24 protein-coding genes are annotated in these 24424 nt (G+C 54.1%); 15 read left to right on the plus strand and 9 right to left on the minus strand.

The window, feature by feature from the left end; all coding sequences use genetic code 11:
- Window positions 1–55: 55 nt before the first annotated feature.
- The gene (locus ACMZ66_RS15025; RefSeq protein ID WP_416938263.1) at window positions 56–1045 is read left to right on the plus strand and encodes an NADPH:quinone oxidoreductase family protein; all 990 of its coding nucleotides are present in this window, start codon (window positions 56–58) and stop codon (window positions 1043–1045) included.
- Window positions 1046–1163: 118 nt separating this feature from the next.
- The gene (locus tag ACMZ66_RS15030; RefSeq protein WP_416938264.1) at window positions 1164–2432 is read left to right on the plus strand and encodes a class I SAM-dependent methyltransferase; all 1269 of its coding nucleotides are present in this window, start codon (window positions 1164–1166) and stop codon (window positions 2430–2432) included.
- A gap of 261 nt (window positions 2433–2693) precedes the next feature.
- Here the strand turns inward: ACMZ66_RS15030 and ACMZ66_RS15035 are convergent, their stop codons facing one another.
- Window positions 2694–2903, minus strand: a complete 210-nt coding sequence (locus tag ACMZ66_RS15035; RefSeq protein WP_416938266.1) for a DUF1127 domain-containing protein — start codon at window positions 2901–2903, stop codon at window positions 2694–2696.
- Window positions 2904–3069: 166 nt separating this feature from the next.
- Here ACMZ66_RS15035 and ACMZ66_RS15040 point away from each other — a divergent pair, with 166 nt between their 5' ends.
- The 7 genes from ACMZ66_RS15040 to ACMZ66_RS15070 all read left to right on the plus strand — a co-directional run bounded on the left by ACMZ66_RS15040 (window position 3070) and on the right by ACMZ66_RS15070 (window position 11490).
- On the plus strand, window positions 3070–3993 hold the full coding sequence (locus tag ACMZ66_RS15040) for a LysR substrate-binding domain-containing protein (RefSeq protein WP_416938267.1): 924 nt from the start codon (window positions 3070–3072) through the stop codon (window positions 3991–3993).
- A 168-nt stretch (window positions 3994–4161) separates the two neighbouring features.
- Entirely contained in the window at window positions 4162–6111 is a 1950-nt protein-coding gene (locus ACMZ66_RS15045) for an extracellular solute-binding protein (protein WP_416938269.1), read from the plus strand.
- A gap of 3 nt (window positions 6112–6114) precedes the next feature.
- Window positions 6115–7239, plus strand: a complete 1125-nt coding sequence (locus ACMZ66_RS15050; RefSeq protein WP_416938270.1) for a microcin C ABC transporter permease YejB — start codon at window positions 6115–6117, stop codon at window positions 7237–7239.
- A 2-nt stretch (window positions 7240–7241) separates the two neighbouring features.
- The gene (locus ACMZ66_RS15055) at window positions 7242–8276 is read left to right on the plus strand and encodes an ABC transporter permease (protein WP_416938272.1); all 1035 of its coding nucleotides are present in this window, start codon (window positions 7242–7244) and stop codon (window positions 8274–8276) included.
- Between the two features lie 9 nt (window positions 8277–8285).
- Complete coding sequence (locus ACMZ66_RS15060; RefSeq protein ID WP_416938274.1) at window positions 8286–9920, plus strand: ABC transporter ATP-binding protein; 1635 nt, start codon at window positions 8286–8288, stop codon at window positions 9918–9920.
- A gap of 73 nt (window positions 9921–9993) precedes the next feature.
- Window positions 9994–10692: a hypothetical protein gene (locus tag ACMZ66_RS15065; protein WP_416938483.1), complete on the plus strand. Its 699-nt coding sequence runs from the start codon at window positions 9994–9996 to the stop codon at window positions 10690–10692.
- A 126-nt stretch (window positions 10693–10818) separates the two neighbouring features.
- Window positions 10819–11490, plus strand: coding sequence for a LysE family translocator (locus ACMZ66_RS15070; protein ID WP_416938276.1), 672 nt, complete (start codon window positions 10819–10821; stop codon window positions 11488–11490).
- 309 nt (window positions 11491–11799) lie between these two features.
- Here the strand turns inward: ACMZ66_RS15070 and ACMZ66_RS15075 are convergent, their stop codons facing one another.
- The 3 genes from ACMZ66_RS15075 to ACMZ66_RS15085 all read right to left on the minus strand — a co-directional run bounded on the left by ACMZ66_RS15075 (window position 11800) and on the right by ACMZ66_RS15085 (window position 14834).
- Entirely contained in the window at window positions 11800–12147 is a 348-nt protein-coding gene (locus tag ACMZ66_RS15075; RefSeq protein WP_114096622.1) for a MarR family transcriptional regulator, read from the minus strand.
- A 102-nt stretch (window positions 12148–12249) separates the two neighbouring features.
- A complete protein-coding gene (locus tag ACMZ66_RS15080; RefSeq protein ID WP_416938278.1) occupies window positions 12250–13650 on the minus strand; it encodes a leucyl aminopeptidase family protein in 1401 nt (466 codons plus the stop codon).
- Window positions 13651–13856: 206 nt separating this feature from the next.
- The gene (locus ACMZ66_RS15085) at window positions 13857–14834 is read right to left on the minus strand and encodes an alpha/beta hydrolase (protein ID WP_416938280.1); all 978 of its coding nucleotides are present in this window, start codon (window positions 14832–14834) and stop codon (window positions 13857–13859) included.
- Window positions 14835–15014: 180 nt separating this feature from the next.
- Here ACMZ66_RS15085 and ACMZ66_RS15090 point away from each other — a divergent pair, with 180 nt between their 5' ends.
- Genes ACMZ66_RS15090 through ACMZ66_RS15100 form a run of 3 tightly spaced genes read left to right on the plus strand, consistent with a single transcriptional unit; the run spans window position 15015 to window position 16660 of the window.
- Window positions 15015–15674, plus strand: coding sequence for a glutathione S-transferase family protein (locus ACMZ66_RS15090; RefSeq protein ID WP_416938282.1), 660 nt, complete (start codon window positions 15015–15017; stop codon window positions 15672–15674).
- Window positions 15675–15677: 3 nt separating this feature from the next.
- Entirely contained in the window at window positions 15678–16310 is a 633-nt protein-coding gene (locus tag ACMZ66_RS15095) for a uracil-DNA glycosylase family protein (RefSeq protein ID WP_416938283.1), read from the plus strand.
- Between the two features lie 59 nt (window positions 16311–16369).
- Window positions 16370–16660 (plus strand): 4a-hydroxytetrahydrobiopterin dehydratase, encoded by a 291-nt coding sequence (locus ACMZ66_RS15100; RefSeq protein WP_416938285.1) that lies wholly within the window; start codon window positions 16370–16372, stop codon window positions 16658–16660.
- Window positions 16661–16735: 75 nt separating this feature from the next.
- Here the strand turns inward: ACMZ66_RS15100 and ACMZ66_RS15105 are convergent, their stop codons facing one another.
- Window positions 16736–17497: an SDR family NAD(P)-dependent oxidoreductase gene (locus ACMZ66_RS15105; protein ID WP_416938286.1), complete on the minus strand. Its 762-nt coding sequence runs from the start codon at window positions 17495–17497 to the stop codon at window positions 16736–16738.
- 111 nt (window positions 17498–17608) lie between these two features.
- Window positions 17609–18139 (minus strand): Crp/Fnr family transcriptional regulator, encoded by a 531-nt coding sequence (locus ACMZ66_RS15110; RefSeq protein WP_416938287.1) that lies wholly within the window; start codon window positions 18137–18139, stop codon window positions 17609–17611.
- A gap of 76 nt (window positions 18140–18215) precedes the next feature.
- On the opposite strand from ACMZ66_RS15110, the gene ACMZ66_RS15115 reads away from it, so the two are divergent.
- Window positions 18216–18821, plus strand: a complete 606-nt coding sequence (locus ACMZ66_RS15115; RefSeq protein ID WP_416938288.1) for a Spy/CpxP family protein refolding chaperone — start codon at window positions 18216–18218, stop codon at window positions 18819–18821.
- On the opposite strand, the gene ACMZ66_RS15120 is transcribed toward ACMZ66_RS15115, so the two are convergent.
- From ACMZ66_RS15120 to ACMZ66_RS15130, 3 genes are read right to left on the minus strand one after another with little or no spacing between them, the layout of a single operon-like run.
- Window positions 18822–19700 (minus strand): DMT family transporter, encoded by an 879-nt coding sequence (locus ACMZ66_RS15120; RefSeq protein ID WP_416938289.1) that lies wholly within the window; start codon window positions 19698–19700, stop codon window positions 18822–18824. It abuts the gene before it with no gap.
- Window positions 19701–20654, minus strand: coding sequence for a DMT family transporter (locus ACMZ66_RS15125; protein WP_416938290.1), 954 nt, complete (start codon window positions 20652–20654; stop codon window positions 19701–19703).
- Window positions 20647–21663 (minus strand): DMT family transporter, encoded by a 1017-nt coding sequence (locus ACMZ66_RS15130; RefSeq protein WP_416938291.1) that lies wholly within the window; start codon window positions 21661–21663, stop codon window positions 20647–20649. The genes ACMZ66_RS15125 and ACMZ66_RS15130 overlap by 8 nt, the downstream gene beginning before the upstream one ends.
- 167 nt (window positions 21664–21830) lie before the next feature.
- Between ACMZ66_RS15130 and ACMZ66_RS15135 the strand changes: the two genes are divergently transcribed.
- Window positions 21831–22295, plus strand: a complete 465-nt coding sequence (locus tag ACMZ66_RS15135) for an Lrp/AsnC family transcriptional regulator (protein ID WP_416938292.1) — start codon at window positions 21831–21833, stop codon at window positions 22293–22295.
- A gap of 133 nt (window positions 22296–22428) precedes the next feature.
- The gene (locus tag ACMZ66_RS15140) at window positions 22429–24408 is read left to right on the plus strand and encodes a potassium/proton antiporter (protein ID WP_416938293.1); all 1980 of its coding nucleotides are present in this window, start codon (window positions 22429–22431) and stop codon (window positions 24406–24408) included.
- Window positions 24409–24424 lie beyond the last annotated feature (16 nt).

Below are 24424 nucleotides of genomic sequence, written 5' to 3' on the forward strand. Positions count from 1 at the left end.
CACTGCGCAAACGGCACACTGACGCCCATAAAATCTTCAGGGACGGGAAGGCGGCATGAAAGCGTGGATTTGCGAAGCATTCGGGGAAGAACCAAAACTGATCGATTGGGCGGATCCAGTACCTGGCCCCGGTCAGGTGGTGATTGATGTGACCGCCTGTGGTGTCAATTTCGCCGATACCCTGATCTTGCAAGGCAAATACCAAAAACGCCCCGATGGTCCGTTTTCGCCGGGCTTCGAAATCAGTGGAACGATCCGCGCGGTTGGCGAGGGTGTCAATCAGTTTTCCATTGGTGATCCGGTCATGGCATTGCCCGATTGGGGTGGGTTTGCGGGCTGCGTGATTGCTGATGCGTCGCTTGTGATCCCCTTGCCAAATGAAGTTGATTTTTTCGATGCCGCTGCTTTTCAGATTGCATATGGCACAAGCTGGTTTGGTTTGAAATATCGCGCCAATGTCCAATCGGGTGATCTGGTGTTGGTGCATGGTGCCGCAGGTGGCGTTGGCCTGACGGCTGTTGAATGTGCCAAGCTGTTGGGGGCGACGGTGATTGCAACCGCGGGCGGTGCGGACAAATGTCAGATCGCCAAGGATCACGGTGCGGATCACGTGATTGACTACAAGGTCGAAAATATCCGGGATCGCGTGCGCGAAATCGCGACAGGCCTTGGCCGACCCAAGGGTGTTGATGTGGTTTATGATCCGGTCGGCGGGGATGTCTTTGATCAAAGCCTGCGCTGTGTTGCACCCGGTGCGCGGATGCTCCTGATTGGTTTTGCCAGCGGATCGGTGCCACAAATTCCCGCCAACATCCTTCTGGTCAAAAATGTCACGGCGATCGGCTTTTATTTCGGCGCCTATCTGGAACAGAACCCGGACATCACCCAACAAGGCATGGCGGAGCTTTTGGCGCTTTTGCGCGAAGGCAAAATCAAGCCACTGATATCGGCAACTTATCCGCTGTCTGGGGCGATGAGCGCCCTTGACGCCATTCGGGATCGCAGTGCGACGGGGAAACTTGTTATCAATTGTCGCAATGAATAGGCGAACTCGCGGATTTTCTTAATTAATTCGTTGGTATAGGATGTTGGCGCCCCAAGGCCGTGCCTCAAAACCCTGACAATAATAAGTCACTAATAACTCTCTGGCGGAATCCGCGGTAATGCCCGACGACAAAAATAGGTCCGATGCTGTTCTATCGTCTGAAAAGACGCGTGATCAGTACGAAACATACCCATATCCGGCGCGAAACCCGGAAGACGAAGATAAAAGGCTGGTCACCGGATCGCCGGGCAATTGGGATGAGGTTGTCCATTTCGTCTTTGGCGGGCGGGACCCATCGGCCAAGGGCAAGATCAAGATCCTTGTTGCAGGCGGCGGTACCGGTGATGCGCTGGTCATGTTGGCCCAACAGGCGCGTGATCGCAAAGCCAAGGCAGAGATCGTTTATATCGATCTGTCAGAAAGCTCGCGCGCCGTAGCCGAGGCACGTATCAAGCGCCGCAATCTTGAAAAGAGTGTCACCTTTGTCACCGGATCCTTTGTAGATCTGGCAAAGGAATATGGCCCGTTCGATTATATTGATTGCTGCGGGGTTCTGCACCATCTGCCCGATCCGGATGCCGGACTGCGCGCATTGGCGGAGTCGCTCAAACCCAATGGTGGAATGGGTCTGATGGTCTATGGCGAGCTTGGCCGTCAGGGCGTTTACCACATGCAGGAGATGATGGAGCGCCTGAGTGCCGAGGCCGGTGGCGCAAAGCGCCTGAATTTTGGCAAGGCGCTGTTCAATTCCCTGCCAGGTACGAACTGGCTGAAACGTAATCCGTTTGTCGGCGATCACATCCATGGTGGCGATGCCGGGTTCTATGATCTGTTGCTGCATCAACAGGATCGCGCCTATCGCGTCGATGAAGTGTTTGATTTTGTCGAACAGGCCGGTCTTCGCCTGCAGAACTTCATCGAACCGATGCGCTATGACCCGACGACCTATTGTTCGCGCCATGACGTTCTGGAAAAGGCGGTTCATGTGCCGTTCCGTGAACGTGCCGCCATTGCCGAACTGATGGCGGGCAATATCACCAAGCACACCTTTTATGTGGTCAAGGCCAAGAACAAGATCAAAGCACCGGTGCCAAGCGAAGACGCCATTCCGTTCTTTACCCGGGTTGATGGTGCGGCATTGGCGCGATCGGTCGCCAAGACCGGCAATATCAAGATCACCTTTACCGGACTTGCGGTGACCCGCACCATGCCGGGTGCCTCACCGGCAATCCTGTCGCGGATTGATGGCGAGCGCACCATTCGCGAGATTTACGAGCTTTTCGATCCAAAGCCGGAAAAGTTCGAGTTCAACGCGCAATTTGCTGTGATGTATTCGGTATTGAATGCGGCCAACCTGATGTATCTGCGTTATCGCGACAAGAAATAGTCGATCTTTTATCGCTCAGAATTCCGGGCAAAAGAAAAGCCGGTCACCAGGGGAGTGACCGGCATTTTCATAAGCAATTGCCAACGGGGGGATGTTGGGATTGCCTTCAGGGAGAGAAGAATTCCAAGCCTTATTTCAGGCTCTGGACCTTCCAAATGCTCAGTAGAGCATCAAGCACCTGCAGGGGGAATGAAAGGGACCCCTGCAAGCGAAAGAACGGGGCAGACATGATAACTACTCAGTTGTGCGCCTAAGCGCGGTTTACGCTTTCCAGAACGGCTTGGCAGCTTCGCGACGGGCGTCATAAACGTTCCAGCCGATATCGCGCAGCATACGTGCATCCATCAGGCCCAGTTTCTGACGCAGGTTATAACGTTTGAACCAAGCGCGCGGCAGATCCATCAGGTTGACAGTGTTCTGGTGACGGCGGGTGGTGACAAAAGCACCTGCTTCTTTGGTGATCGCGACCATGATCTCGTTCCTTCTCAATCTAGGCCTGCTCTCAAGCAATCAGCGGCCCGGCATCTCTAATGCGTGTGTTTCGTTTCGATAAACCCAGAGTTACGCCTAAAAACACTTGCGCTCAAACCATCTTTTGTCATCATTGCATGAGTTTTAGTCATGCAAAGCGATCTCCATGAAACGCCGTCCATTGCCATTAAATGCGCTGCGGGCCTTCGAAGTGGCCGGAAGACTTGAAAGTTTCACCAAAGCGTCACATGAGCTTAATGTGACCCAAGGGGCTGTCAGTCGACAGGTGCAACATCTTGAAGAGGTGCTGGGGCGTAAATTGTTTGAACGCCATCATCGCAGCCTGCGGCTGACGCGCGCGGGCCGTAACCTTCTGGTTTCGCTGACCCCGGCCTTTGATGCGATTGAAAATGCGGTGGCCAAGGTCGAGGACCGCGCAGACGACACGCAGCTTTCGGTTCTGGCCCCGCTGACATTTTCCATGCGCTGGATCGTGCCGCGCCTTGGCCGCTTTCAGATGGAATATCCTGATCTTCAGGTGCAGCTTGGCACCTATAATGATGACAAGGCCCCGGTGGACTTTAACGAAGTCGATATTGCCGTGCGGTTCGCCGATGCCCAGGATGATGAACTGGTGCATGAATTCCTGACCGGCGAGCGACTATTGCCGGTGTGCCACCCGGACCTCGCCAAACAGCTCAAGACTCCGCAGGACTTATCGGGTGTGACGCTTCTGCACTGTTCCGCGCAGCGCGAAGATTGGCGCATCTGGCTGAACGGGACCGGGATCAAGGGGGTGAATGCCCAACGCGGTCCGGTATTTGCCACGCTTGATATGGCGATGGAGGCCGCGGCAAGCGGCTTTGGCGTGGTGATTTCCGATCCGGCGATGATTGGTGAATATGTTGTCACCAATCGTTTGACCGTGCCGTTTGATCTGCCGGTCGATAGTCCCTACGCCTATTCGCTATGTTATCCGCAAGGGCGGCTTGAGCGGCGCAAGGTGCGGGCATTTCGCAATTGGTTGATGGGCGAGATCAAGCTTGAAACCGAACGGCGAAAATTGTCGCAAAAAGATCAAAACACGTGATGATGCCTTGAAATTGAACCATTTAGTAGAGACTATCTAATACATAAAAGACGCTGACAGAGACATTGCGCCACCACCATATCTGGAACTGTCAGTGCGATACGTCCCACATGATAAGAACGTGACAACAGGCAACCAGCTTGCATCAGGGGAAAGACGATTAGTCACATGATTGCGAATGCAGCCAGCATGAAACTGCCGGGCCATGGGCGGCTGGGCAGGGTGGTCTCATCAACCCTATTTGCGTTTGGCTTGGCGATGTTTGCCGTGGGCATGCCATCGCCCGGATTTGCCCAGGAAGGTGACAAGCCGGTCATCAACCCGGCACCGACGGTCCCTGTCGAAGAAGCCGATCTTGCGCCGCTTACCACCGTTTCACATGGCATCTCTCTTTATGGCGATCTGAAATATGGTCCTGATTTCAGAAACTTTGATTATGTGAACCCTGATGCGCCAAAGGGCGGCACGTTGGTGCAATCCTCGATCGTTGCCTTTGACACGCTCAATCCCTTTACGCTTAAGGGTAACGCGGCTGCGGGGCTGGGCTTGATTTATGATAGCCTGATGGTTGCAAGTGCGGACGAGCCGTTTGCGATGTATGGCCTGATCGCGCACAGCATCGAAGTCCCTGATGACCGATCCTTTGCCATTTTCCACATTGATCCGCGTGCACGTTTTCAGGATGGCAGCGAAATCACCGCCGAGGATGTGGTGTTTTCCTATGAAATTCTGGTCGAAAAAGGCAGCCCGGTTTATCGGCAATATTTTTCCCAGATCGAAGGTGCTGAAGCCCTTGATGAACTGACCGTCAAATTCACCTTCAAGCCCGGCAACAACCGCGAAACGCCGATGACGGCAGCGGGCATCGGGATCATGCCCAAGAAATTCTGGGACGGTAAGGATTTTTCCAAAACCACGTTTGAGCTGCCTGTTGGCAGTGGCGCCTATAAGGTCGCCAGCATCGAGGCAGGCCGTCGCATTACCTATGAACGGGTGAAGGATTACTGGGCAGAAGATTTGCCGGTTAACCGCGGTCAGAACAATTTCGATACGTTGCGCTATGACACCTATCTTGATTTCGAGGTGCAGCGACAGGCGTTTTTGGCGGGCGAATATATGATCCGGTCCGAGCATTCATCGCGTGACTGGAACACGGCCTATGACACGCCCGCGGTTGAACGTGGCGACATTCAAAAGCAATTTTTGCCCGATAATCTGCCGACGGGCATGCAGGCCTATGTGATGAATATCCGCAACCCGCTTTTTGCCGATCGTCGTGTCCGCAGAGCCCTGCAATATGGTCTGGATTTTCAATGGTTGAACCGGGCGATGTTCTATGGTGCCTATAGTCGAACAGACAGCTACTTTGCGAACTCCGAACTGGCGGCAAAAGGTGTTCCGACAGGCGACGAGTTGGCATTGTTGGAACCTTATCGCGATCAATTACCGCCGAAATTATTCACCGAACCCTATCATCAGCCAGACTTTGATGCGCCAAACGGTCGTCGTGAGGCCCTTCGCGAGGCCATGACGATGCTCAATGAAGCCGGGTGGGAAGTGCGTGACAAGGTTTTGGTCAACAAGGAAACCGGCCAACCGTTCCGGTTTGAACTGATCATTCGTCAGCCGGGTCTGGAAAAGATTGCCTTGGTAGTGAAATCGCGGCTCAAGCAGCTTGGTGTTCAGATGGATATCCGTCTGATTGATACCGGCCAGTGGGTCAACCGCATTCAGGCGTTTGATTTTGAAGTCACGACCTTCTGGTGGACCCAGTCCTTGACGCCAGGCAATGAGCAGCGGGTATTTTGGAGTTCCGAAGCCGCTGATCAGCAAGGATCACGCAACTTTGCCGGGATCAAGGATCCGGTGGTTGATGCAATGATCGAAAATGTGGCATCGGCCAACAGTTGGAACGAACTGGTTGCCGCGACCCGCGCACTTGATCGCGTGTTGTTATGGGGCGATTACGTGATCCCGCAATGGTATCTGGGCGGGGATCGCATGGTGTGGTGGAACATCTTTGGCCGGCCTGATGAGGTGCCGCTTAAGGGCATGTCGGTCATGCGGTGGTGGATCGACAAGGATAAGTCTGCTGCACTCAAGATGGGGGGATTTTAGGCCATGCTGAATTATGTATTTCGGCGTTTGCTTCTGATCCCTGTCACGTTGTTTGGCATCATGTTGCTGAATTTCGTGATCATCCAGTTCGCACCGGGTGGTCCGGTTGAACAGGTAATTGCCCAGCTTCAGGGTGCAGATGTATCTGCAACCGCGCGCATCACCAATCAGGGTGCCGAAAGCGGCAGTGGCGGTGGTGGTGCCGCTGCGTCATCTGCATCAGGCAACAACTTCTCATCGACATCGACCTATCGCGGGGCACAGGGGCTTGATCCGGAAATCATCAAGCAGCTTGAAGTGCAGTTTGGCTTTGATAAGCCCGCGCATGAGCGGTTCTGGATGATGATGAAGAACTATCTGACCTTTGATTTCGGTCAGAGTTACTTCCAGGACCGGGACGTTGTTGATCTGGTGCTTGATAAGATGCCGGTATCGATATCGCTGGGTATCTGGTCGACGCTGATCATTTACATCATCTCAATCCCGCTTGGGATTACCAAGGCGGTTCGTGATGGATCGAATTTCGATATCTGGTCATCAGCGGCAATCATTATCGGCTTTGCCATTCCGGGCTTTCTGTTTGCTGTCATGCTGATCGTGATCTTTGCCGGTGGAACCTATCTGGATTGGTTCCCGTTGCGCGGGCTGACATCGTCAAATTGGGATCAGATGTCGCAGCTTGAAAAGGTCGGCGATTATTTCTGGCATCTCGCGTTGCCGATTATTGCTCTGACAATTTCCGGCTTTGCGACCCTGACCATGTTGACCAAAAACTCGTTCTTGGACGAGATCAACAAGCAATATGTCGTCACCGCCAAGGCCAAGGGACTTAGTCAAAAACGTGTGCTGTATGGTCATGTGTTTCGCAACGCCATGCTTTTGATCATTGCCGGTTTCCCCAGTGCTTTGGTCGGCATGCTGTTTACCGGATCGGTTCTGATAGAAGTGATTTTCTCGCTCGACGGGCTTGGGCTTCTTGGCTTTAACGCGGTGATGACGCGTGACTATCCGGTGATGTTTGCAACGCTTTATTTCTTTACGTTGTTTGGTCTGATCATGAACCTGATCAGTGATCTCAGTTACCACTTCGTTGATCCACGGATCGACTTTGAAGCGCGGGAGAATTGATCATGATCAGAACAGTTCTTCTCTCCCCGCTTAACCGTCGCCGGATGTCGAACTTCAAGGCCAATCGGCGCGGCTATTGGTCGCTTGTGATCTTTAGCATCCTGTTTGTCATCGCCCTGTTTGCCGAACTGGTCGCCAATGACAAGCCGATCTTCGTTAAATATGACGATAACTGGTATCTGCCGGTCTTTTCCGATCATCCGGAAACCGCTTATGGCGGGGATTTTGACGTCGAAACCGATTTCTATGATCCCTACATCCGCGCCAAGATTGACGAACATGGCTTTGCCATTTGGCCACTGATCCCGTTTTCTTATGAAACCATCGATTTTGAGATGCGCGAACCGCAGCCATCTCCACCATCGCTGCGCCATTGGCTGGGCACGGATGAGCTTGGCCGTGATGTGCTGGCACGTCTTATTTATGGGTTCCGGATTTCCATTCTGTTTGGCTTGGCGCTGACCGCTGTCAGTTCCGTGATTGGTATCGCGGCGGGTGCGGTGCAGGGCTATTTCGGGGGCTGGGTTGATCTTGGTTTCCAGCGTGTGATCGAAATCTGGGGTGGTTTGCCGCAGCTTTTCATCCTGATCATTCTGGCCAGCTTGTTTGCGCCGGGCTTCTGGACATTGTTGTTCATCCTTGTGCTGTTTAGCTGGATGAGTTTGACCGGGCTTGTTCGTGCCGAATTCCTGCGCGCACGTAATTTTGAATATGTCCGTGCTGCCAAGGCATTGGGCATGACCGATTACCGGATCATGTATCGCCATGTTCTGCCCAACGCGATGGTGGCGACCATTACCTTCCTGCCATTTGTGTTGAATGGCTCGATCGTGGCCCTGACATCGCTTGATTTCCTGTCGCTTGGCATGCCGCCGGGATCGCCATCGCTTGGCGAGCTTCTGTCACAGGGCAAGAACAACCTTCAGGCCCCCTGGCTTGGTTTGACGGCGTTCTTTGCCATCGCCACCATGTTGAGCCTGCTGATCTTTATCGGCGAAGCCGTGCGCGATGCCTTTGACCCGCGCAAGACGTTTTAGGAGACGGTTATGAGTAGCCAAACCACCCAGCAACCGCTTCTTGAGGTCAAAGACCTGTCGGTGTCCTTTGCCGGTGTTCCTGCGGTCAAAAATGTGTCCTTTTCCATGGCGCGCGGGGAAACCATGGCGGTGGTTGGGGAAAGTGGATCGGGCAAATCGGTCACGGCACTTTCCATCCTGCAATTGCTGCCCTATCCACGCGCGACCCATCCGACCGGGTCGATCACCTTTGATGGGGAATCATTGGTCGGTGCGGATGAGCGGACGTTGCGCAAAATTCGCGGCAACCGGATTTCGATGATCTTTCAGGAGCCGATGACATCCCTTAACCCGCTGCACAATATTGAAAAGCAGATTGGCGAGGTGTTGTTGCTCCATAAAGGGCTACGTGGTGCCAAGGCGCGCGAACGCATTGTCGAGCTTTTGGAGCTTGTCGGTATTCCCGATCCAAAATCGCGCCTGCGTGCCCTCCCGCATGAACTTTCCGGCGGGCAGCGACAGCGTGTGATGATCGCCATGGCGCTGGCCAATGAGCCGGAATTACTTATTGCTGACGAGCCGACAACAGCCCTTGATGTCACCATTCAGGCCCAGATTTTGGAGCTGCTGCAAGATTTGCAGAACAAGCTTGGCATGGCGCTTCTTCTGATCACCCATGATCTTCAGATCGTGCGCAAAATGGCCAAAAGCGTTTGCGTGATGAAGGATGGCGAGATTGTCGAAAAGGGCGTTGGTCACAGCCTGTTTGATAATCCGCAACATGCTTATACCAAGAAGCTTCTGTCTGCGGTGCCAAGTGGCTTTGCCCCGCACCTTCCGGAAAATGCGGCTGAACTGCTTGAAACCAGCAACATTCATGTACGCTTCCCGATTGGGCGTAAGGGGATTTTGGGGCGACCGGAACGTTATCTTGATGCGGTTGATCAAATCTCGCTTACCCTGAAACAGGGCGAAACCCTTGGCATTGTTGGGGAAAGTGGATCTGGTAAAACCACCTTGGCGATGGCGATCCTGCGTCTGTTACGGTCCGAAGGAGAACTGCGCTTTGCCGGGCAGGATATCCGCAAATACGCAGGTGCTGATCTGCGCAAGCTGCGCCGGGACATGCAGGTGGTGTTTCAGGACCCGTTCGGATCGCTCAGCCCGCGTATGTCGATCTCACAGATCGTCGGCGAGGGATTGGAAATTCATGAGCCGGGTCTAAGCATTGAGGAACGCGAGGCCCGCATTGCCGAGGCTTTGCATGAGGTCGATCTGCCGCAAAATGCGATGGATCGTTATCCGCATGAGTTTTCCGGCGGGCAGCGTCAGCGCATTTCAATCGCCCGTGCCTTGGTCTTAAAACCCCGCTTCATCGTACTGGATGAACCAACATCAGCACTTGATATGTCGGTACAGGCACAGATCGTTGAATTACTGCGTGATTTGCAGGCGCGCCATAAAATGGCATACCTGTTTATCAGCCATGATCTGCGCGTTGTGCGTGCATTATCCCATCGTGTAATGGTAATGCAGGGTGGCAAGCTGGTCGAAAGCGGTGCGGCAGGCGATGTGTTTGACAATCCGCAACAGCCCTATACCAAGGCACTTCTGGCCGCAGCCCTTGACCTGAAGGCGGCCGGGACAGATTTTGTCAGTAACTGATCGCGGCAATCTGTAAACAGAGCTGCTAGAACCGCATCAGACTGACAAGGCGAACAGGGAAGTAAGTGTGAATATGTTGTCGCGTGCGACCAAGGGACTGCTCAATTTCCGTCCATGGGCCAATGTGATGCTGCCCGCCATGATGATGGCTGGGCTTCTGATCGCGACAGTTCATAATCCGGCTTATGCCAATACGGACGCCGCGCCTGAACCGGCCGCAGAAGAACCTGATCTGATGGCAAAACCTGTCATTCCTGACACGGTTGTTGTGCCCGATCCGATTTCTTTGACCGTGGTTCTGCCCAAGACCGGCACCATTCGCCAGATCGTGTTTAACATCTGGCTCGAAGGTACCAACAAGCAGGCTGTTGGCGTTATTGAACGCGCCCTTCCCAAGGTAATCAACGCCTTCCTCATCGATCTGCAGCGCTTGATGTATAGCGATACCCTGCAGCGCTTTGAAACCCGTGAAGCAGGCAAGCGTGGCTTTAAATATTCCGGTCCGGAATTGATCGCGCCGCCGCCGCCCAAAACCCCGGAAGAACTAGAAGCCGAGGCCGAAGCCGCCAAGGAAGCTGAGGAAAAAGGCGAAGTGATCGTCAAGGAGCCGCCCTTTACACCGTTTGCGCCGGTCACCAACCGCTATTTCGCAGCGCTCCAAAATAAGCTTCTGCGCACCGGTCAGGCGATCCTGCCGCCCGATACCTTGCGCTCGGTTCAGGTGCGCCTGTTCTATGATTTCTGGCCGGGCGACGTCAAAAAGAAGAAATAGACCAATCTCGCCTTCGCCTTTTTACGCGTCATGATCTGCGAGACGCATGATGCGGATGCATAAGCTGCACTTGTGCGTGCGTTTGGCTGTGATATGCCGGTCCGGTCGCGTCACCGGAGTTGCCCCATGTCTTATGAAATCTGGCTCAGTTTTACCCTGCTTGTTTTCCTGATGGTTCTGACACCGGGGCCAAGCATCCTGATTGGCATGTCCCATGCGCTGCGCTATGGCGCGCGCCCGACCCTGATGACGGCATTGGGTGATGTCACCGCCAATATGATCCAGATGCTGATCGCAGCCCTTGGACTTGGCGCCATTTTGGCAACCTCGGCAACCGCCTTTGCCATTGTTAAATGGTGTGGTGTTGCCTTCCTTCTGGTGATCGGATTGATGTCTTTCTTCCGTAAATCCAAAGGGATGAGATATAATACCGGTATCGAAACAAATGATCGGATCGGGTATGAGCCGGTTAAAAAGCGCAAGCTTTTCCGCGAAGGTTTCCTTGTGGCTGCGGGCAACCCGAAGGCAATCGCATTTTTCGGTGCATTGTTCCCGCAGTTCGTTGATCCAACTGCACCGCTTGCATTACAGCTTTTGATCCTTGGCGTGACCTTTGTCGTGCTTGATTACACATTCGTAATGATTTACGCGATGGGAGCTGCACGCGTTATGCCCTGGCTTGTGCGTCGTGGCGGTAATAACGCCATTGGGCGGGTGTCAGGCGGCGTTTTGATCGTCGCTGCATGCCTTTTGGCGCTGATTGAGATGCCCGAAAGCACCGCTGGTACCCGTCACTAGAGTTTTGCGCGCGCAGGGGCCTGACGGCCGATTTGGAGCGTTTCCAAGAACGCCTCGGGGCACCAATCCACTCTAAGCATCAGATTTAAAACGCGAAAATGGCAATCCGCAGGGCAAGCGGCAAGGGCTCCTTACAAACCGACTGGTCTGTATATAGCGATTTTCCGCTATATCAGATTTTCAAAATCAATGATGGGGAAGGTTTGCTGTCCTAACAGGTCTATAATTCAGAAAAAATTGATATAGACGTCTGTTTTCGGGGCATTTTGTTCAGAAATCACCGGAGAGATTTGGCGATTTCGGGTCGTGTTATTCCGTTTCCAGACCGGCAGAAACGATGATGTCGCCAAACTCGCGCAGGAAAACAGATCCCTTGACGGTACGCTGAATCAGAACCGAACGACGGTCTTCTTCATCGACCTTGCGTTTGACCATGCCAAGCGAGCTTAGACGATCAAGTGCACGGGTGATTGCCGGTTTGGAGATATTAAGGGCCTCTGACAGACCGCGCACGGTATGCGGGGCCGGGGTCAGGTAAACGTTTAGCAACAAAGCCATTTGACGGGCTGACAAATCGGGAGAATCCCGACGCACACTTTCAACAATCGCGATACGCCAAAGGTCGAGCGCCTGAGACGGTTTGATCTCGATCGACATACTTGTGCCCAACAATTTATTTGTTACGAATACGTAATCTCTACCTGACCCCGGCAATGATGTCAAAGGTGTAATTGGGAAATTTGTAATTTCCGCTTTGGTTTACTTCCCGAAACGATCCTCGATCAGCTTGAAGGCTGCTCGAATTCCCTGTGCTTCACCACCTGTCGGGCGCCCCGGACGGTCTGACGGGTTCCATGCCATCAGATCGATATGCGCCCAGCTTTTAGCACCTTCGGCAAAGCGATCGAGGAACAGGGCCGCGATAATTGCCCCGCCAAACGGGCTTCCGGAAATGTTGTTCATATCAGCCGCCTTGCTATCAAGCTGGCTGCGATATTCATCCCAAAGCGGCAAACGCCAAAGCGGATCATGAAGGGCCAGACCATTTTCCATCAGCCCGTTTGCCAGATCATCATCATTGGAAAACAGGGCCGGCAGGCCAAGGCCAAGGGCAACACGTGCCGCCCCGGTCAGGGTCGCGAAATCAAGCAGCATTTCCGGGTCTTCACCAGCTGCCAGCGTCAGGGCATCGGACAGAACCAAACGGCCTTCTGCATCGGTATTGCCAACCTCAACCGTAATGCCTTTACGGGTCTGAAGAATATCGCTTGGGCGATAGGCGCGACCAGATACCATGTTTTCAACAGCCGGGATCAGAACGCGCAGGCGCACCGGAAGGTTGGCTGCCATGATCATGCGCGCAAGGCCCAGAACCTGTGCCGAGCCACCCATGTCCTTTTTCATCAAAAGCATGTTGCTTGAAGGTTTGAGGTCATAGCCACCAGTGTCAAAGCAAACACCCTTACCGACCAGCGTGATCTTCGGCGCGCTTTCATCGCCCCATACCAAATCAATCAGGCGCGGTTCACGGTCACTGCCATGACCAACCGTGTGAATGGCCGGGAAGTTCTGCTTTAGAAGGTCTTCGCCAATGATGGCACTGACTTTTGCGCCAAATTCCTTGCCCAGCGTACGTGCGGCGGCTTCAAGTTCGGCCGGGCCCATGTCATTTGCCGGGATATTGATCAGATCGCGTGCGAGGCCGATACCGCGCGCGGTGTTTTCGGCGCGTTTGGTGGCCTCGATATCATGCAGGGCGATCTTTGCACGTTTGGCTTTCTTGCCGTCATCCTTGCGATAACGATCAAAGCGGTAACCACCAAGATAAAGACCAAGGGCTGCCTTCTCATAAAGGCCGGCATTATCCGCCAGATCATCAGCAAGGGCATAGATGCCCTCTGGCAGGGTGGTCGGAAGGCCTGCGAAATCCCAGATCGCCTTTGCATCATCAACATAGCCGATCAAAACCGTGCCAAGCGCACCGTCGCTGCCCGGCAGGGAAAGCTGCGTGCCGCGTTTGGCCTCATAGCCATTGGCCGAAACCCATGCCTTGGTGCTTTCAGGCTGATCAGAAAGCCAGTTTTTAAAAGCATCCTCGGCAATCGGGGTGATGGTGATCGGATTTGCAGAATTATCGCGTGCGATGATGTGGTCGTACAATTTCGAATTTCCCTGCTGGTGACGTGGGGATTTGAACGCGGTGGCGGGGCCATCAACCTTGGTCCTTGCCAGATATGTGCTGCCGCGCGTTCAAACAAGGTGTGATAGCTGATCTTACGGTGCGGGTGGGCCAAGAGCAATTGCCGAAACGAAAACCCCGCCAACCAGATGGAAGGCGGGGTTTAAAGAACTCAGCTCGGTTTGGATCAGCGCGGCGTCATCGCCATTTCAATCGCGCGGCTCATGGTGATCGGCTTGGCCGTATGATGGTTTTCCCGTTCCAGAACCGCGAAATCGAGCTCAATCTTGCCTTTACCTTGCTCCGTAATCAGGTCTGCCATTTTCTCGGTATTTTCGACCATCGCATTCATCTTCTTCCAGATCAGGCGTTGTTCGCGATCCTCATCCGAAAGGCGGCTGTCCCAGTTACTCAGCCCGGATTCCTTTGATCCCACCGTCATGATCAGGGGAATGGGGTCTTTGGGCGCAAAATCGGGGTTTGAAAGCAAAGCAGTCATTTCTTCAAAGCGCTGTGGGCTGTTAAACCAAAGCGACGGGCTCACCGCGACATAAGCATCAAACGCATCAGGGCGCGTTGCCAACGCATGAAGCGTCATCATCCCGGCAAGGCTGTGGCCAAACAGCGTCTCACGCGTCCGATTGACATCATATTGCGCATTGATCAGTGGCTTGAATTCATTCATCACCGCATCAAGGTATGTATCCCCGCCGCCCAGTTCCGGCCATTCAAAGCCGTTGGGGCGTTCACTAAGCTCATAATGATCGGCATAGGGCGTATAATCATGGGTACGGCGTTCCATGGTGTAGCCGCCTGGCATTTCGGCAAAGCCGACAATCACGGGCGGCACCAAACCATAACGTTTGCCCAGCATCGCGGCCTGCCCCGCAAATTCGGCAAAGACCGTGATCGATGTTTCCCCGTCAAAGCTGTAAATCACCGGATAGCCGCCCTCGGGCGCATCCTGCTTGGGTTTCCAGACCAAAAGCCTGACATCACGGCCCAAAATCTTTGAATGAACAACATGTTCAAGGATGGTTTGGGTCGGCTGCATTTCAGTTGCTGCTGCGGATGCGGCCTGTGTTTCGGCTTGGGCTTTCGGGGCAAGCATGCTTGTGAGGATGGCGGTGGTGATGACGAATACCGTTAGGCAAAAGTACGGCATGAAAACCCCGAAATGACTGATTTTTACGGGGCTGCGCGTGCATGAACGTTCCCCTGCCAAATACGACGTTTGAGAAGCCAAAAACAATAACGCAAATTTCCCAGACCACGCTTGAACGCGATGCTTAAACTGCTGATAGTGATCATTGAATGCCGTCACCACCATCTCAAGGAGCCCAAAATGGAAACGCGTCCCGTTCTCTATATCGGCAATAAAAACTATTCATCCTGGTCGCTTCGTGCCTGGCTTGGCCTCAAGGTTGCGGGCATTGATTTTGAGGAACGGCTTGTTCCGTTGATGACCGAAGAATGGGATGCCAAGGCCCCGGTCTTCTCGCCAAGTGCGAAGGTGCCGGCTTATTTCGATGGCCAGAAAACCATCTGGGAAGCTTTGGGTATCCTTGAATATATCGCGGATAGCCGCCCTGATACGATGCTGTGGCCGCTTGATATGGATGTGCGCGCGATTGCCCGGTCGGTCGCGCTTGAAATGCATGGCGGATTTGGTCCGCTACGCACCCATATGCCGATGAATTGCCGCAAAAGCCTTCCGGGGCTTGGCCGTAAGGATGGTGTAGAAAAGGACATCGCGCGCATTGGTGATATCTTCAAAATGTGCCGTACCCAGTTCGGACAGGGTGGGGATTTCCTGTTTGGTCATTTTTCCATTGCGGACGCCATGTATGCCCCGGTTGTGACGCGCTTTAAAACCTACGGGGTTGAGCTTGATCCGGTTGGCAATGCCTATATGCAGGCAGTGCTGGATCTGCCGGCGATGAAGGATTGGTACGCCGATGCCCGTGACGAAGAATGGGTGATTGACGTATCCGAGGTCGGCTGACCCATGCCGGGTCTAAGCGGAAAACTTCCGGAAATAGACCCGCTTGGCGGGGATGCGGCATTTGATGCGCTTCTGGGTGAAGTGCGGGCGTGCCGTATCTGTGCCAACCTTCCGCTTGGTCCGCGCCCGGTCGTGCGGATGGCAAAGGGCGCGCGCATCCTGATTATTGGTCAGGCACCGGGCACCAAGGTCCATGAAACGGGTCTTCCGTGGAATGATGCATCGGGTGATCGGCTGCGGGACTGGCTTGATCTGCCGGTCGATGATTTCTATGACCCGGCCAAGCTTGCCATCATGCCGATGGGCTTTTGTTATCCCGGGCGGTTCGATCGCGGGGGCGATTTGCCGCCGCGTCCGGAATGTGCGCCGGCTTGGCATGATGCATTGCTTCAACATCTGCCTGATATCGGACTGACGCTTTTGATCGGGCAATATGCGCAGGAACGCTATCTTGGTGCGCGTCGGGCCAAAACCATGACCGAGACAGTTCATCGCTTTAATGACTTCCTGCCGGAAGATATCCTGCCGATGCCGCATCCCAGCTGGCGAAATACCGCCTGGATGAAAAAGAACCCGTGGTTTGAAGCAGATCTTCTGCCTGTACTGCGCGATCGGGTGCATCGACTGTTGGGATAGATGCCGATTTATGGTCCAATGACCTGTCGTTCCAATGATAAAAATATGGAGGCAAACACATGAGCAAACTTGAAAAATCTGCCATCGAAGCGGCCCTTAAAGGGCTTCCGAATTGGGAGCTTGCCGAAGACGGCCTGTCGATCGGCCGGGTCTATATGTTTGGCGATTTCAATTCCGCATTCGGGTTCATGACCCGTATCGCCATGATGGCGGAAAAGATGGATCACCATCCGGAATGGTTCAATGTTTACAACAAGGTCGGCGTGACGCTGACCACCCATGATGCCGGTGGTGTGACGCAAAAGGACATCGATCTTGCAAGTTTCTGCGAGACCGTCGTCGATAAATAACCGCCCAAAAAGTACGCCCTGCCGGTAGGGACGGCAGGGCGCGGTTGGCGCAGGCTGGTTGGCCGGAATGTGGGACTATTTCGGCTCCAGGCGAACCGCGCCATCGATGCGGATGGTCTCGCCATTGATCATTTCGTTTTCACAGATATGGGCCGCCAGACGGCCATACTCATACGGATCGCCAAGGCGTTTGGGGAATGGCGTATTGGCAGCAAGGCTTTCCTGTACTTCATCGGGAAGGCCCATCAACATCGGGGTTCCAAACAGGCCCGGTGCGATGGAAACAACACGTACACCATGGCGCGCCAATTCACGCGCAGCCGGAAGTGTTAGGGACGCAACCCCGCCCTTGGACGCGGCATAGGCCGCCTGACCAATTTGCCCCTCAAAAGCAGCAATGGATGCGGTGTTGATGATCACGCCGCGTTCGCCCGTGGCGGATTGTTCATTGCGGCTCATAGCGGTTGCGGTGACGCGCATCATGTTAAATGTGCCAATCAGGTTCACATTGATCACGCGCGCAAAGGCATCAAGATCCGCCGGACCTTCACGTCCGACAATACGTTCGCCATGCACGATCCCGGCGCAATTGACCAAAATCGACGGAATGCCGACGGTTTTGACGGCTTCGGAAACCGCATGCTCAACACTGTCGCCGTTTGACACATCCACGGCAAAACCAAAGCCGCCCAGTTTTTCGGCAGTGGCCTTTGCGCCATCTTCATTGAGATCAAAGGCAACGATCCGCGCACCGGCATTTGCCAGTGTCTCTGCCGTTGCGGCGCCAAGACCGGAAGCAGCCCCGGTAACGATGGCGATGGAACCCTTGATCTGCATGGCGTGACGTCTCCTAACTCAGCGAAAAAGAAATTAATTGGTATTTATATACCAAATTATATCTTTAACGGGCAAGCGCCGATTTACCGCGCTGAATTTGGCATGTCAGAACTATCGGCGAAGCGCGATTTCGCGATAAAGCGCTTCCGGGCTTACGCCGATTTCCAGGGCAATGATGCGCCAGTTGCCCTTTTCCGGAAGTTCCCCGTCATGCCACGCGATCCAAGCATCCAGCCGTTCGGCAACCGTGCGAAGCCTCAGAACCTCCGCCCGTTGGCGGGTCGCCTGTACTTCGCGCGCCAGATGTTGGGCAAGTGACAGGGCCATTTGAGTATTACTGGCAAGATGGGTTTCAATGTCATGCTTGCGGATCATTTTGATCTGCGCATCCAGATGGCAAATGGCATCGCAATGATAGTATTGCGAAAACAGGGATGCTTCCGCCAGAACACTGTTTTCCCCTGCACGCTGCAGGACAATCTCGTCGCCATTTTCCAGAAACCGGACCAGCCGGATTTCCCCGCCAAGAACAAGAAAAAGATGTTCGACCGGATCGCCTTTGCGAAACAGAAATTCGGACGCGACAACATCGCGCGACCGACCATTAAAGCGGTTGAGAAGATCAAAAATTGATGAGGACATGATATCTATCATGTGGGAAATGCGCGCAGCACTTCAAGATCGGTTTAATCAAAACCCAAAAGGTGCTGCGATGTTGATGACTATCCGATCCGCCCCACTCATACGTTTCTGCCTGTTTATGGCTCTGCTTGCGGCCTTTTCGATCTTTGGCGTAACCGCACAGGCCGAGGAAATCACGCATGGTCAGCATTTGGGGCACGGACAACATCAGCGTGGAAAAAATGGCGGGGAAACCGCACCTTCACCCTATGTTGGGCAACAACATCGCGCGATCAAAAGCCTGTCAGATGATGATATTGCCGAGCTGCAAAAAGGCGGAGGCTGGGGATTGGCCAAGGCGGCGGAACTAAACGGATTACCCGGTCCGGCACATCTGTTGGAGCTTTCCGATCTAATCCCGCTAAGTGATGATCAGCATGCCGCGATTGCCGCGCTTTTTGCGACAATGCAACAAAGCGCCATTCTTGAGGGTGAAAAGCTGATCGCGGCGGAAGCGGCATTGGATGACGCGTTCAAGGCCGGGAACGTGAACGAAGACGAATTGAAGTCGATGTTGGATGAAATTGCGCAAAGCCGAAGCAGACTGCGCTTCATTCATCTATCAACGCATCTTAAAACCCCGGACATCCTCAGTCCGGCGCAAATCGCGCGCTATAATAGTTTGCGGGGCTACGGCGATTGATCAGGATTTGGCAAGTTTGCGTTCGCGCATGGCGACATAGATCGCAGCGCCAATGATCAAGGCCCCACCGGGTACAATCCAGATATCTGGCACTTCGCCAAACAGGATCAGGGCGAGGATGGCGATGATCGGCAGGCGCAAATAGGAAAACCCGACAAAGAAGCTGTAATCAGCCAGTTGCAGGGCTTTGACATTGCAAATCTGCATGACATTCATCATCAATGCCGCAACTGCCATCAGGCCAAGTGCGGTCCAGCTGGGCGTTTCCCAAACCGTCAGTGCAGGGATCAGCGATACCGGCGTTGTGATGATCATCAGATAAAATAGAAGCGAAGTGGTGCTTTCGGTTGCAACCAGCTGCTTTGTGATCATCCCGGCACAGGCCATGCAGATGGCAGCGGCAATCGGAAGCAGGCTAGCAGGTTGCATCGCGTCTGATCCGGGCTGAATGATCAGTCCAACACCAATGAAGCCGATCAATACCGCTAACCAGCGATGAATGCGCACGGTTTCGCGCAACACAAGGGCAGCCAGAATGGTGCCAAACAACGCGACGGTGAAGTTAAGCGTCGTGGCTTCTGCCAGTGGTAGATAAAGGACTGCCATAAACCAAAGGCACATCTCGGCTGCGGAAAGGACCCCGCGCAACCCAAACAATGGCAGGCGGCTGGTCTTAAGACTGCCAAGCCCGGCTTTCATCAGCATGGGTGCGATCAGGATGACGCCAAAGGCAAAGCGCAAGAACACGGCCTGATAGGGATGAATTTCCGCTGTTGCATACCGGATGGTCAGGGTAAAGCTGGCGGCAAGGATGGCAGCAGCCAGTGCAAAGAAGCTGGCCCTGATCGCGGCTGGTTGTTTTTCAAACCAGTCCTGCATCTATTCCGCCCGATCCCGTGTTGGCGGGGGATCAAGGTCACTTGCAGTCGCCGATGGGCCACGCTTGATGCGGTTGGCGTCGCGGTTAAGCTTTGCTTCGCGCCGGGCAATGAATAGCGCCGATCCGATAATCAGGCCTGCGCCGGGCAAAAGCCAGATTTCCGGCACTTCACCAAACATCACAAGTGCGATGATCGAGACAAAGGGCAGGCGCAAATAGTTGAACCCGATGACAAAGCCATAATCGTAAACCCGAAACGCATTGGTGTTACAGATCTGGGTGATGTTGGCCATAAACGCCCCGGCAAGCATCAGGCCAAGTGCCTCAAGGCTGGGGGTTTGCCAAACAAACAATGCCGGGATCAGCGTCATCGGTGTGGTCAGCGCCATCATGTAAAGAATGATGGTTGTCGGGTTTTCGGTTTTCGACAGCGACTTGATGGTAAGCCCGGCACTGGCCATGCAAATGGCGGCGGCAATTGGAAGCAGGCTTGCCAATTGTACGGTTTCACTGCCCGGCCGGATAATGATCAAGACACCACAAAACCCGACAAACAAAGCCGCAACCCGGTATTTCCGAACTGTCTCGCCCAAAAAGATCGCCGCCAGAATGGTGCCAAATAGCGGGACGGTGAAGTTAAGTGCGGTGGCCTCGGCAAGGGGCATATAGGCGATGGCGGAAAACCAGAAGCTCATCGCACCCATGGACAAAACCGCGCGGAGCACAAACATCGGCAGGCGCTTGGTTTTAAGCGGGGCAATACCGGCGCGAAACGCCAAGGGTGCGATCAGCAACAACCCAAAGAAATTGCGGAAAAACACCGCCTGTAATGGATCGATATGCTCGGTCGCCAAGCGGACGAAAACCGAAAAGATCGCCGCACTGACCGATGCCATCAGGCCAAAAACCGTCGCCTGCAAATAGGGCGGAAGGGCATTGAACCGATCACGCATCGGGTTTCTTGTCCGTTTGCTGTTGCGTGGCATCGTCGGCTTCAAAACTGCTGGCTCGATCGATCTTGGTTGCCGGGATGGATTGCGGATCGGCCGGGGCTGTGGTTGGCAGGCGCTGGGCGGTTTTATTGCGTTTGGCCAGAACCGCTTCACGCCGGGCGATATAAAGGGCAGATCCGATAATCAAGGCCGCCCCGGCCCATGTCCAAAGATCAACCACCTCGCCAAACATGATAAAGGCAAGTGCCGCGACAAAGGGCAGGCGCAGGAAGTCAAAGATCATCACATAGGACTGATCGGCCGTGCGATAGGCGCGCACCAAAAGCTGCTGCCCACCAGTCCCCGTCACCGCAATCAAAAGCAATACAAATAACTGCCAAACTGTCGGTGTCTGCCAATAGATCAATGCCGGGATCAGGGATAGTGGCGTCATGGTCAGCCCCATCCAGGTGACAATCGCATTGGCACTTTCGGTTCGCGACAGCATCTTTACTGTGGTCATGGCGCAGGCCATGAACAGGGTCGCGACCAGCGCCAAAATCGCCCCGGTTTCAAATTCCTGCCCGAACGGGCGAATGATCACCATCGCGCCGACAAAGCCAATGGCAACAGCACTCCAACGCCTTGCACGCACGGTTTCGCGCACAATGATGGCCGCCAGAACCGTGGTCAGGATCGGCAGGGTAAAGTTGATCGCAATGACCTGGGCTGCGGGCGACAGGGCAAGGGCGGTAAACAGGCACGACATCGCGCCAAAACCAAGCACACCACGCAGGAAATGCAGCTTGAACCGTTCGGTTTTAAGCCCGCCAAGCCCGTTGGCAAAAAGCCAGGGCAGCATCGGCAGCAATCCGAAAAGATTTCGGAAAAAGGACGCCTCGAACGGATGAACATCACGGGTGACATAGCGGATAAGCACCGCCATCGCCGCAAAACACATTGCAGCACAGATCATTAACAGGGCGCCGGTAAGGGCTGCATTGTCAGAGGAGGCGCGAGAAAATATCATTATCTTCAAGCAATAAGCGCGAAACTGGAAAAAATCCAGTCTCGGCGCCGGGATTTGTCATACTAATTGTGCATGGCAGACCCGGACAAAATGGCGAACAGTTCGCCAATGGCAGTTTTTCGTGTAGGATCAAGGCTGTCGATAAGAATCCATCAGGGGGAAGATAAATGGATGCTATTGATCGCAAGCTGATCGACATCCTGCAGGAAGACGCATCACTGTCCTATTCGGTTTTGGGGACCAAGGTGGGACTGTCGGTTTCTGCGGTGAATGATCGTGTGCGCAAGCTCCGCGAACAGGGGATCATTCAGGCCTATCGCATTTCGGTTGATCCGCAGGCCATCGGCCGTGCACTGACCGCGATGGTTTGGCTGCGCACAGATCCGGCCAAGGGCAACAAGAAACTGGTCAAATCCCTGATCAAGGCGGATGAAGTTCTTGAATGTCATCACATGACAGGCCGGTTTGATTTTCTGGTCAAACTGCGTTTGCGCGATACGGCCCATCTTGAAACTTTCGTGTCAGACACGATCAAGGAAATGCCCGGCGTGGTCGAAGTTCTGCCGGAAATTGCCCTGTCAACAGCCAAAGAAACCCTGTTTGTTCCGGCGCAGTCTGAAACAGACGCGTGAAGGTGCACTAATTTCGCCAAAATCTTTGGGTAATGGTTTGTGCGGTCACCATTTCCTAAGCATCTCATGACATGATCGCGATGGTGACAGACAAGCCGTAACGATTTGATATCCATAAATCAGGAGCCCCAACATGATTGAATCGATGAATCTGGTTATCCTGATTGCATCGATTCTGGTTGTGGTCGCCGTTTTCACAAGCCTGGTCAGCTTCCGGGTTGGTGCGCCATTGCTGTTGGTGTTCCTGTTTGTCGGCTTGGCTGCGGGTGAGGATGGCATTGGCGGGATCATGTTTGATAACGCCCCGCTGGCTTATTTCATTGGCTCCATCGCACTTGCCCTGATCCTGTTTGACAGCGGCTTTGAAACCCAATTCCGAACATTAAAAATTGCGGCCGGGCCGTCGCTTGTTCTGGCGACCTTTGGGGTCATGATCACCACCGGCGTGATTGGTGGTGTGACCTGGCTGGTGCTTGATGTGCCGTGGCTGGTTGCGCTTTTGTTTGGGGCAATTGTCAGTTCGACCGATGCGGCGGCGGTGTTTTTCCTGCTGCGTGTGGGCGGGATCAATCTGCGTGATCGTACGCGAAGCACGCTTGAAGTGGAGTCCGGCTCGAACGATCCGATGGCGGTGTTTCTAACCATTTCACTGGTCGAGCTGATCATTCTGGGCGGTGGCGAGAACATTGCGGTTGAGCTTCTTCAACGCTTCATCTTGCAAATTGGTCTGGGCGGTATTTTTGGTCTGGCCGGGGGCTATGCACTGGTCTGGATGATTAACCGGGTGAAGCTTGAACCGGGCCTTGTGCCGATCATTACCATGGCCCTGGCACTTAGCTTGTTTGGCGCGACCAGTATTTTGGGCGGCAGTGGCTTCCTGGCGGTTTACGTTGCCGGTCTTTATGCCGGTAACAGCGACATGAAGATGAGTGTCGGTGTCCGTCGTTTCCAGCATGTCACTACCTGGCTTGCCCAGATCGCGATGTTTGTCACCTTGGGCCTTTTGGCAACCCCGTCCGAATTTGGCGCGGTGGTCATTCCCGGCGTTGTTCTGGCACTTGTTCTGGTCTTTATCGCCCGTCCGGTCGCGGTGTGGCTGTGCCTCATGTTCTTTAACTTCTCGCGCAATGATACCGCCTTTATTTCATGGGTCGGTTTGCGCGGGGCGGTATCGATCCTGCTTGCCATTGTGCCGATGGTCGAAGGCGTACCCGAAGGGCAATTGCTGTTTAACACGGCCTTTATTGTCGTGATCACGTCCCTTCTGTTGCAGGGATGGACGATCCGCAAGGTTGCCAATTGGCTGGGTATTATCATTCCGGCCAAGCACGGCCCGGTCGATCGTATTGATCTTGAACTGCCCGGTAATGCCAATCAGGAAATCGTTGTTTATCGCGTGCACGAAGAAAGTGCCGTTGCGACCGGCCATCGCATTCCGCGCTGGGCGCGTCCCAGCCTGATTTTGCGTGATGGCGTGTCGCTGCGCCCGCATAGTGCGGGTCATGTTCAGGGCGGTGATCAGGTCTATATTATCACCCCGCCCAAGCATGTCGAACTGCTTGATCAGCTGTTTGCCGGCCCGGCCGAAGGTGCCAATGATGTCGAGCTGTTTGGTGATTTCAGCTTCCCGCCAGACACCCATATTGCCGATATCGGTCGGCTTTATGGTTTTGCGGTTGATGACGAAGACCATGAACTGACTGTGGCCGACATCCTGAAACGTGATCTTTCGGGTGATGTGGAACTGGGTGATCGCGTGGCTTATGGCACGGTGGAACTGATCGTGCGCCGGACCGATGACGAACATGGCGTGATCGAAGTCGGCCTGTCGGTTGAACAGACCCAGACCAAGAAACCAAAACGCCGGATTCCGATCTTCCAGTCGCGCAGCGAGTTGCTTGAAATCTGGAAAGACTGGCAGAAACGCAAACGCGCTGAAAAGAACGCAGCGTTGCGTGATGACACCGCACCAACGGACAAGCAGATTGCCGCCGACTCTGATGCATCGGCCAACTCATCGAATGATGCGGGCGGCGATGTTGCGGATGAGGATACCAAGCCCGAAGACGGGACACCTGATCCGACGCCAACCGAGCCGGATAAAAAAGCCTGATCCCAATGCATTAGAT

This window comes from Thalassospira sp., from assembly GCF_048059015.1.
Lineage (GTDB): Bacteria > Pseudomonadota > Alphaproteobacteria > Rhodospirillales > Thalassospiraceae > Thalassospira.

Excerpts from the sequence above, each read along its gene's own strand:
- ACMZ66_RS15025 (WP_416938263.1), top strand. The coding sequence starts at position 56 with ATGAAAGCGTGGATTTGCGAAGCATTCGGGGAAGAACCAAAACTGATC.
- ACMZ66_RS15030 (WP_416938264.1), top strand. The coding sequence starts at position 1,164 with ATGCCCGACGACAAAAATAGGTCCGATGCTGTTCTATCGTCTGAAAAG.
- ACMZ66_RS15035 (WP_416938266.1), bottom strand. The coding sequence starts at position 2,903 with ATGGTCGCGATCACCAAAGAAGCAGGTGCTTTTGTCACCACCCGCCGT.
- ACMZ66_RS15040 (WP_416938267.1), top strand. The coding sequence starts at position 3,070 with ATGAAACGCCGTCCATTGCCATTAAATGCGCTGCGGGCCTTCGAAGTG.
- ACMZ66_RS15045 (WP_416938269.1), top strand. The coding sequence starts at position 4,162 with ATGATTGCGAATGCAGCCAGCATGAAACTGCCGGGCCATGGGCGGCTG.
- ACMZ66_RS15050 (WP_416938270.1), top strand. The coding sequence starts at position 6,115 with ATGCTGAATTATGTATTTCGGCGTTTGCTTCTGATCCCTGTCACGTTG.
- ACMZ66_RS15055 (WP_416938272.1), top strand. The coding sequence starts at position 7,242 with ATGATCAGAACAGTTCTTCTCTCCCCGCTTAACCGTCGCCGGATGTCG.
- ACMZ66_RS15060 (WP_416938274.1), top strand. The coding sequence starts at position 8,286 with ATGAGTAGCCAAACCACCCAGCAACCGCTTCTTGAGGTCAAAGACCTG.
- ACMZ66_RS15065 (WP_416938483.1), top strand. The coding sequence starts at position 9,994 with ATGTTGTCGCGTGCGACCAAGGGACTGCTCAATTTCCGTCCATGGGCC.
- ACMZ66_RS15070 (WP_416938276.1), top strand. The coding sequence starts at position 10,819 with ATGTCTTATGAAATCTGGCTCAGTTTTACCCTGCTTGTTTTCCTGATG.
- ACMZ66_RS15075 (WP_114096622.1), bottom strand. The coding sequence starts at position 12,147 with ATGTCGATCGAGATCAAACCGTCTCAGGCGCTCGACCTTTGGCGTATC.
- ACMZ66_RS15085 (WP_416938280.1), bottom strand. The coding sequence starts at position 14,834 with ATGCCGTACTTTTGCCTAACGGTATTCGTCATCACCACCGCCATCCTC.
- ACMZ66_RS15090 (WP_416938282.1), top strand. The coding sequence starts at position 15,015 with ATGGAAACGCGTCCCGTTCTCTATATCGGCAATAAAAACTATTCATCC.
- ACMZ66_RS15095 (WP_416938283.1), top strand. The coding sequence starts at position 15,678 with ATGCCGGGTCTAAGCGGAAAACTTCCGGAAATAGACCCGCTTGGCGGG.
- ACMZ66_RS15100 (WP_416938285.1), top strand. The coding sequence starts at position 16,370 with ATGAGCAAACTTGAAAAATCTGCCATCGAAGCGGCCCTTAAAGGGCTT.
- ACMZ66_RS15105 (WP_416938286.1), bottom strand. The coding sequence starts at position 17,497 with ATGCAGATCAAGGGTTCCATCGCCATCGTTACCGGGGCTGCTTCCGGT.
- ACMZ66_RS15110 (WP_416938287.1), bottom strand. The coding sequence starts at position 18,139 with ATGTCCTCATCAATTTTTGATCTTCTCAACCGCTTTAATGGTCGGTCG.
- ACMZ66_RS15115 (WP_416938288.1), top strand. The coding sequence starts at position 18,216 with ATGACTATCCGATCCGCCCCACTCATACGTTTCTGCCTGTTTATGGCT.
- ACMZ66_RS15120 (WP_416938289.1), bottom strand. The coding sequence starts at position 19,700 with ATGCAGGACTGGTTTGAAAAACAACCAGCCGCGATCAGGGCCAGCTTC.
- ACMZ66_RS15125 (WP_416938290.1), bottom strand. The coding sequence starts at position 20,654 with ATGCGTGATCGGTTCAATGCCCTTCCGCCCTATTTGCAGGCGACGGTT.
- ACMZ66_RS15130 (WP_416938291.1), bottom strand. The coding sequence starts at position 21,663 with ATGATATTTTCTCGCGCCTCCTCTGACAATGCAGCCCTTACCGGCGCC.
- ACMZ66_RS15135 (WP_416938292.1), top strand. The coding sequence starts at position 21,831 with ATGGATGCTATTGATCGCAAGCTGATCGACATCCTGCAGGAAGACGCA.
- ACMZ66_RS15140 (WP_416938293.1), top strand. The coding sequence starts at position 22,429 with ATGATTGAATCGATGAATCTGGTTATCCTGATTGCATCGATTCTGGTT.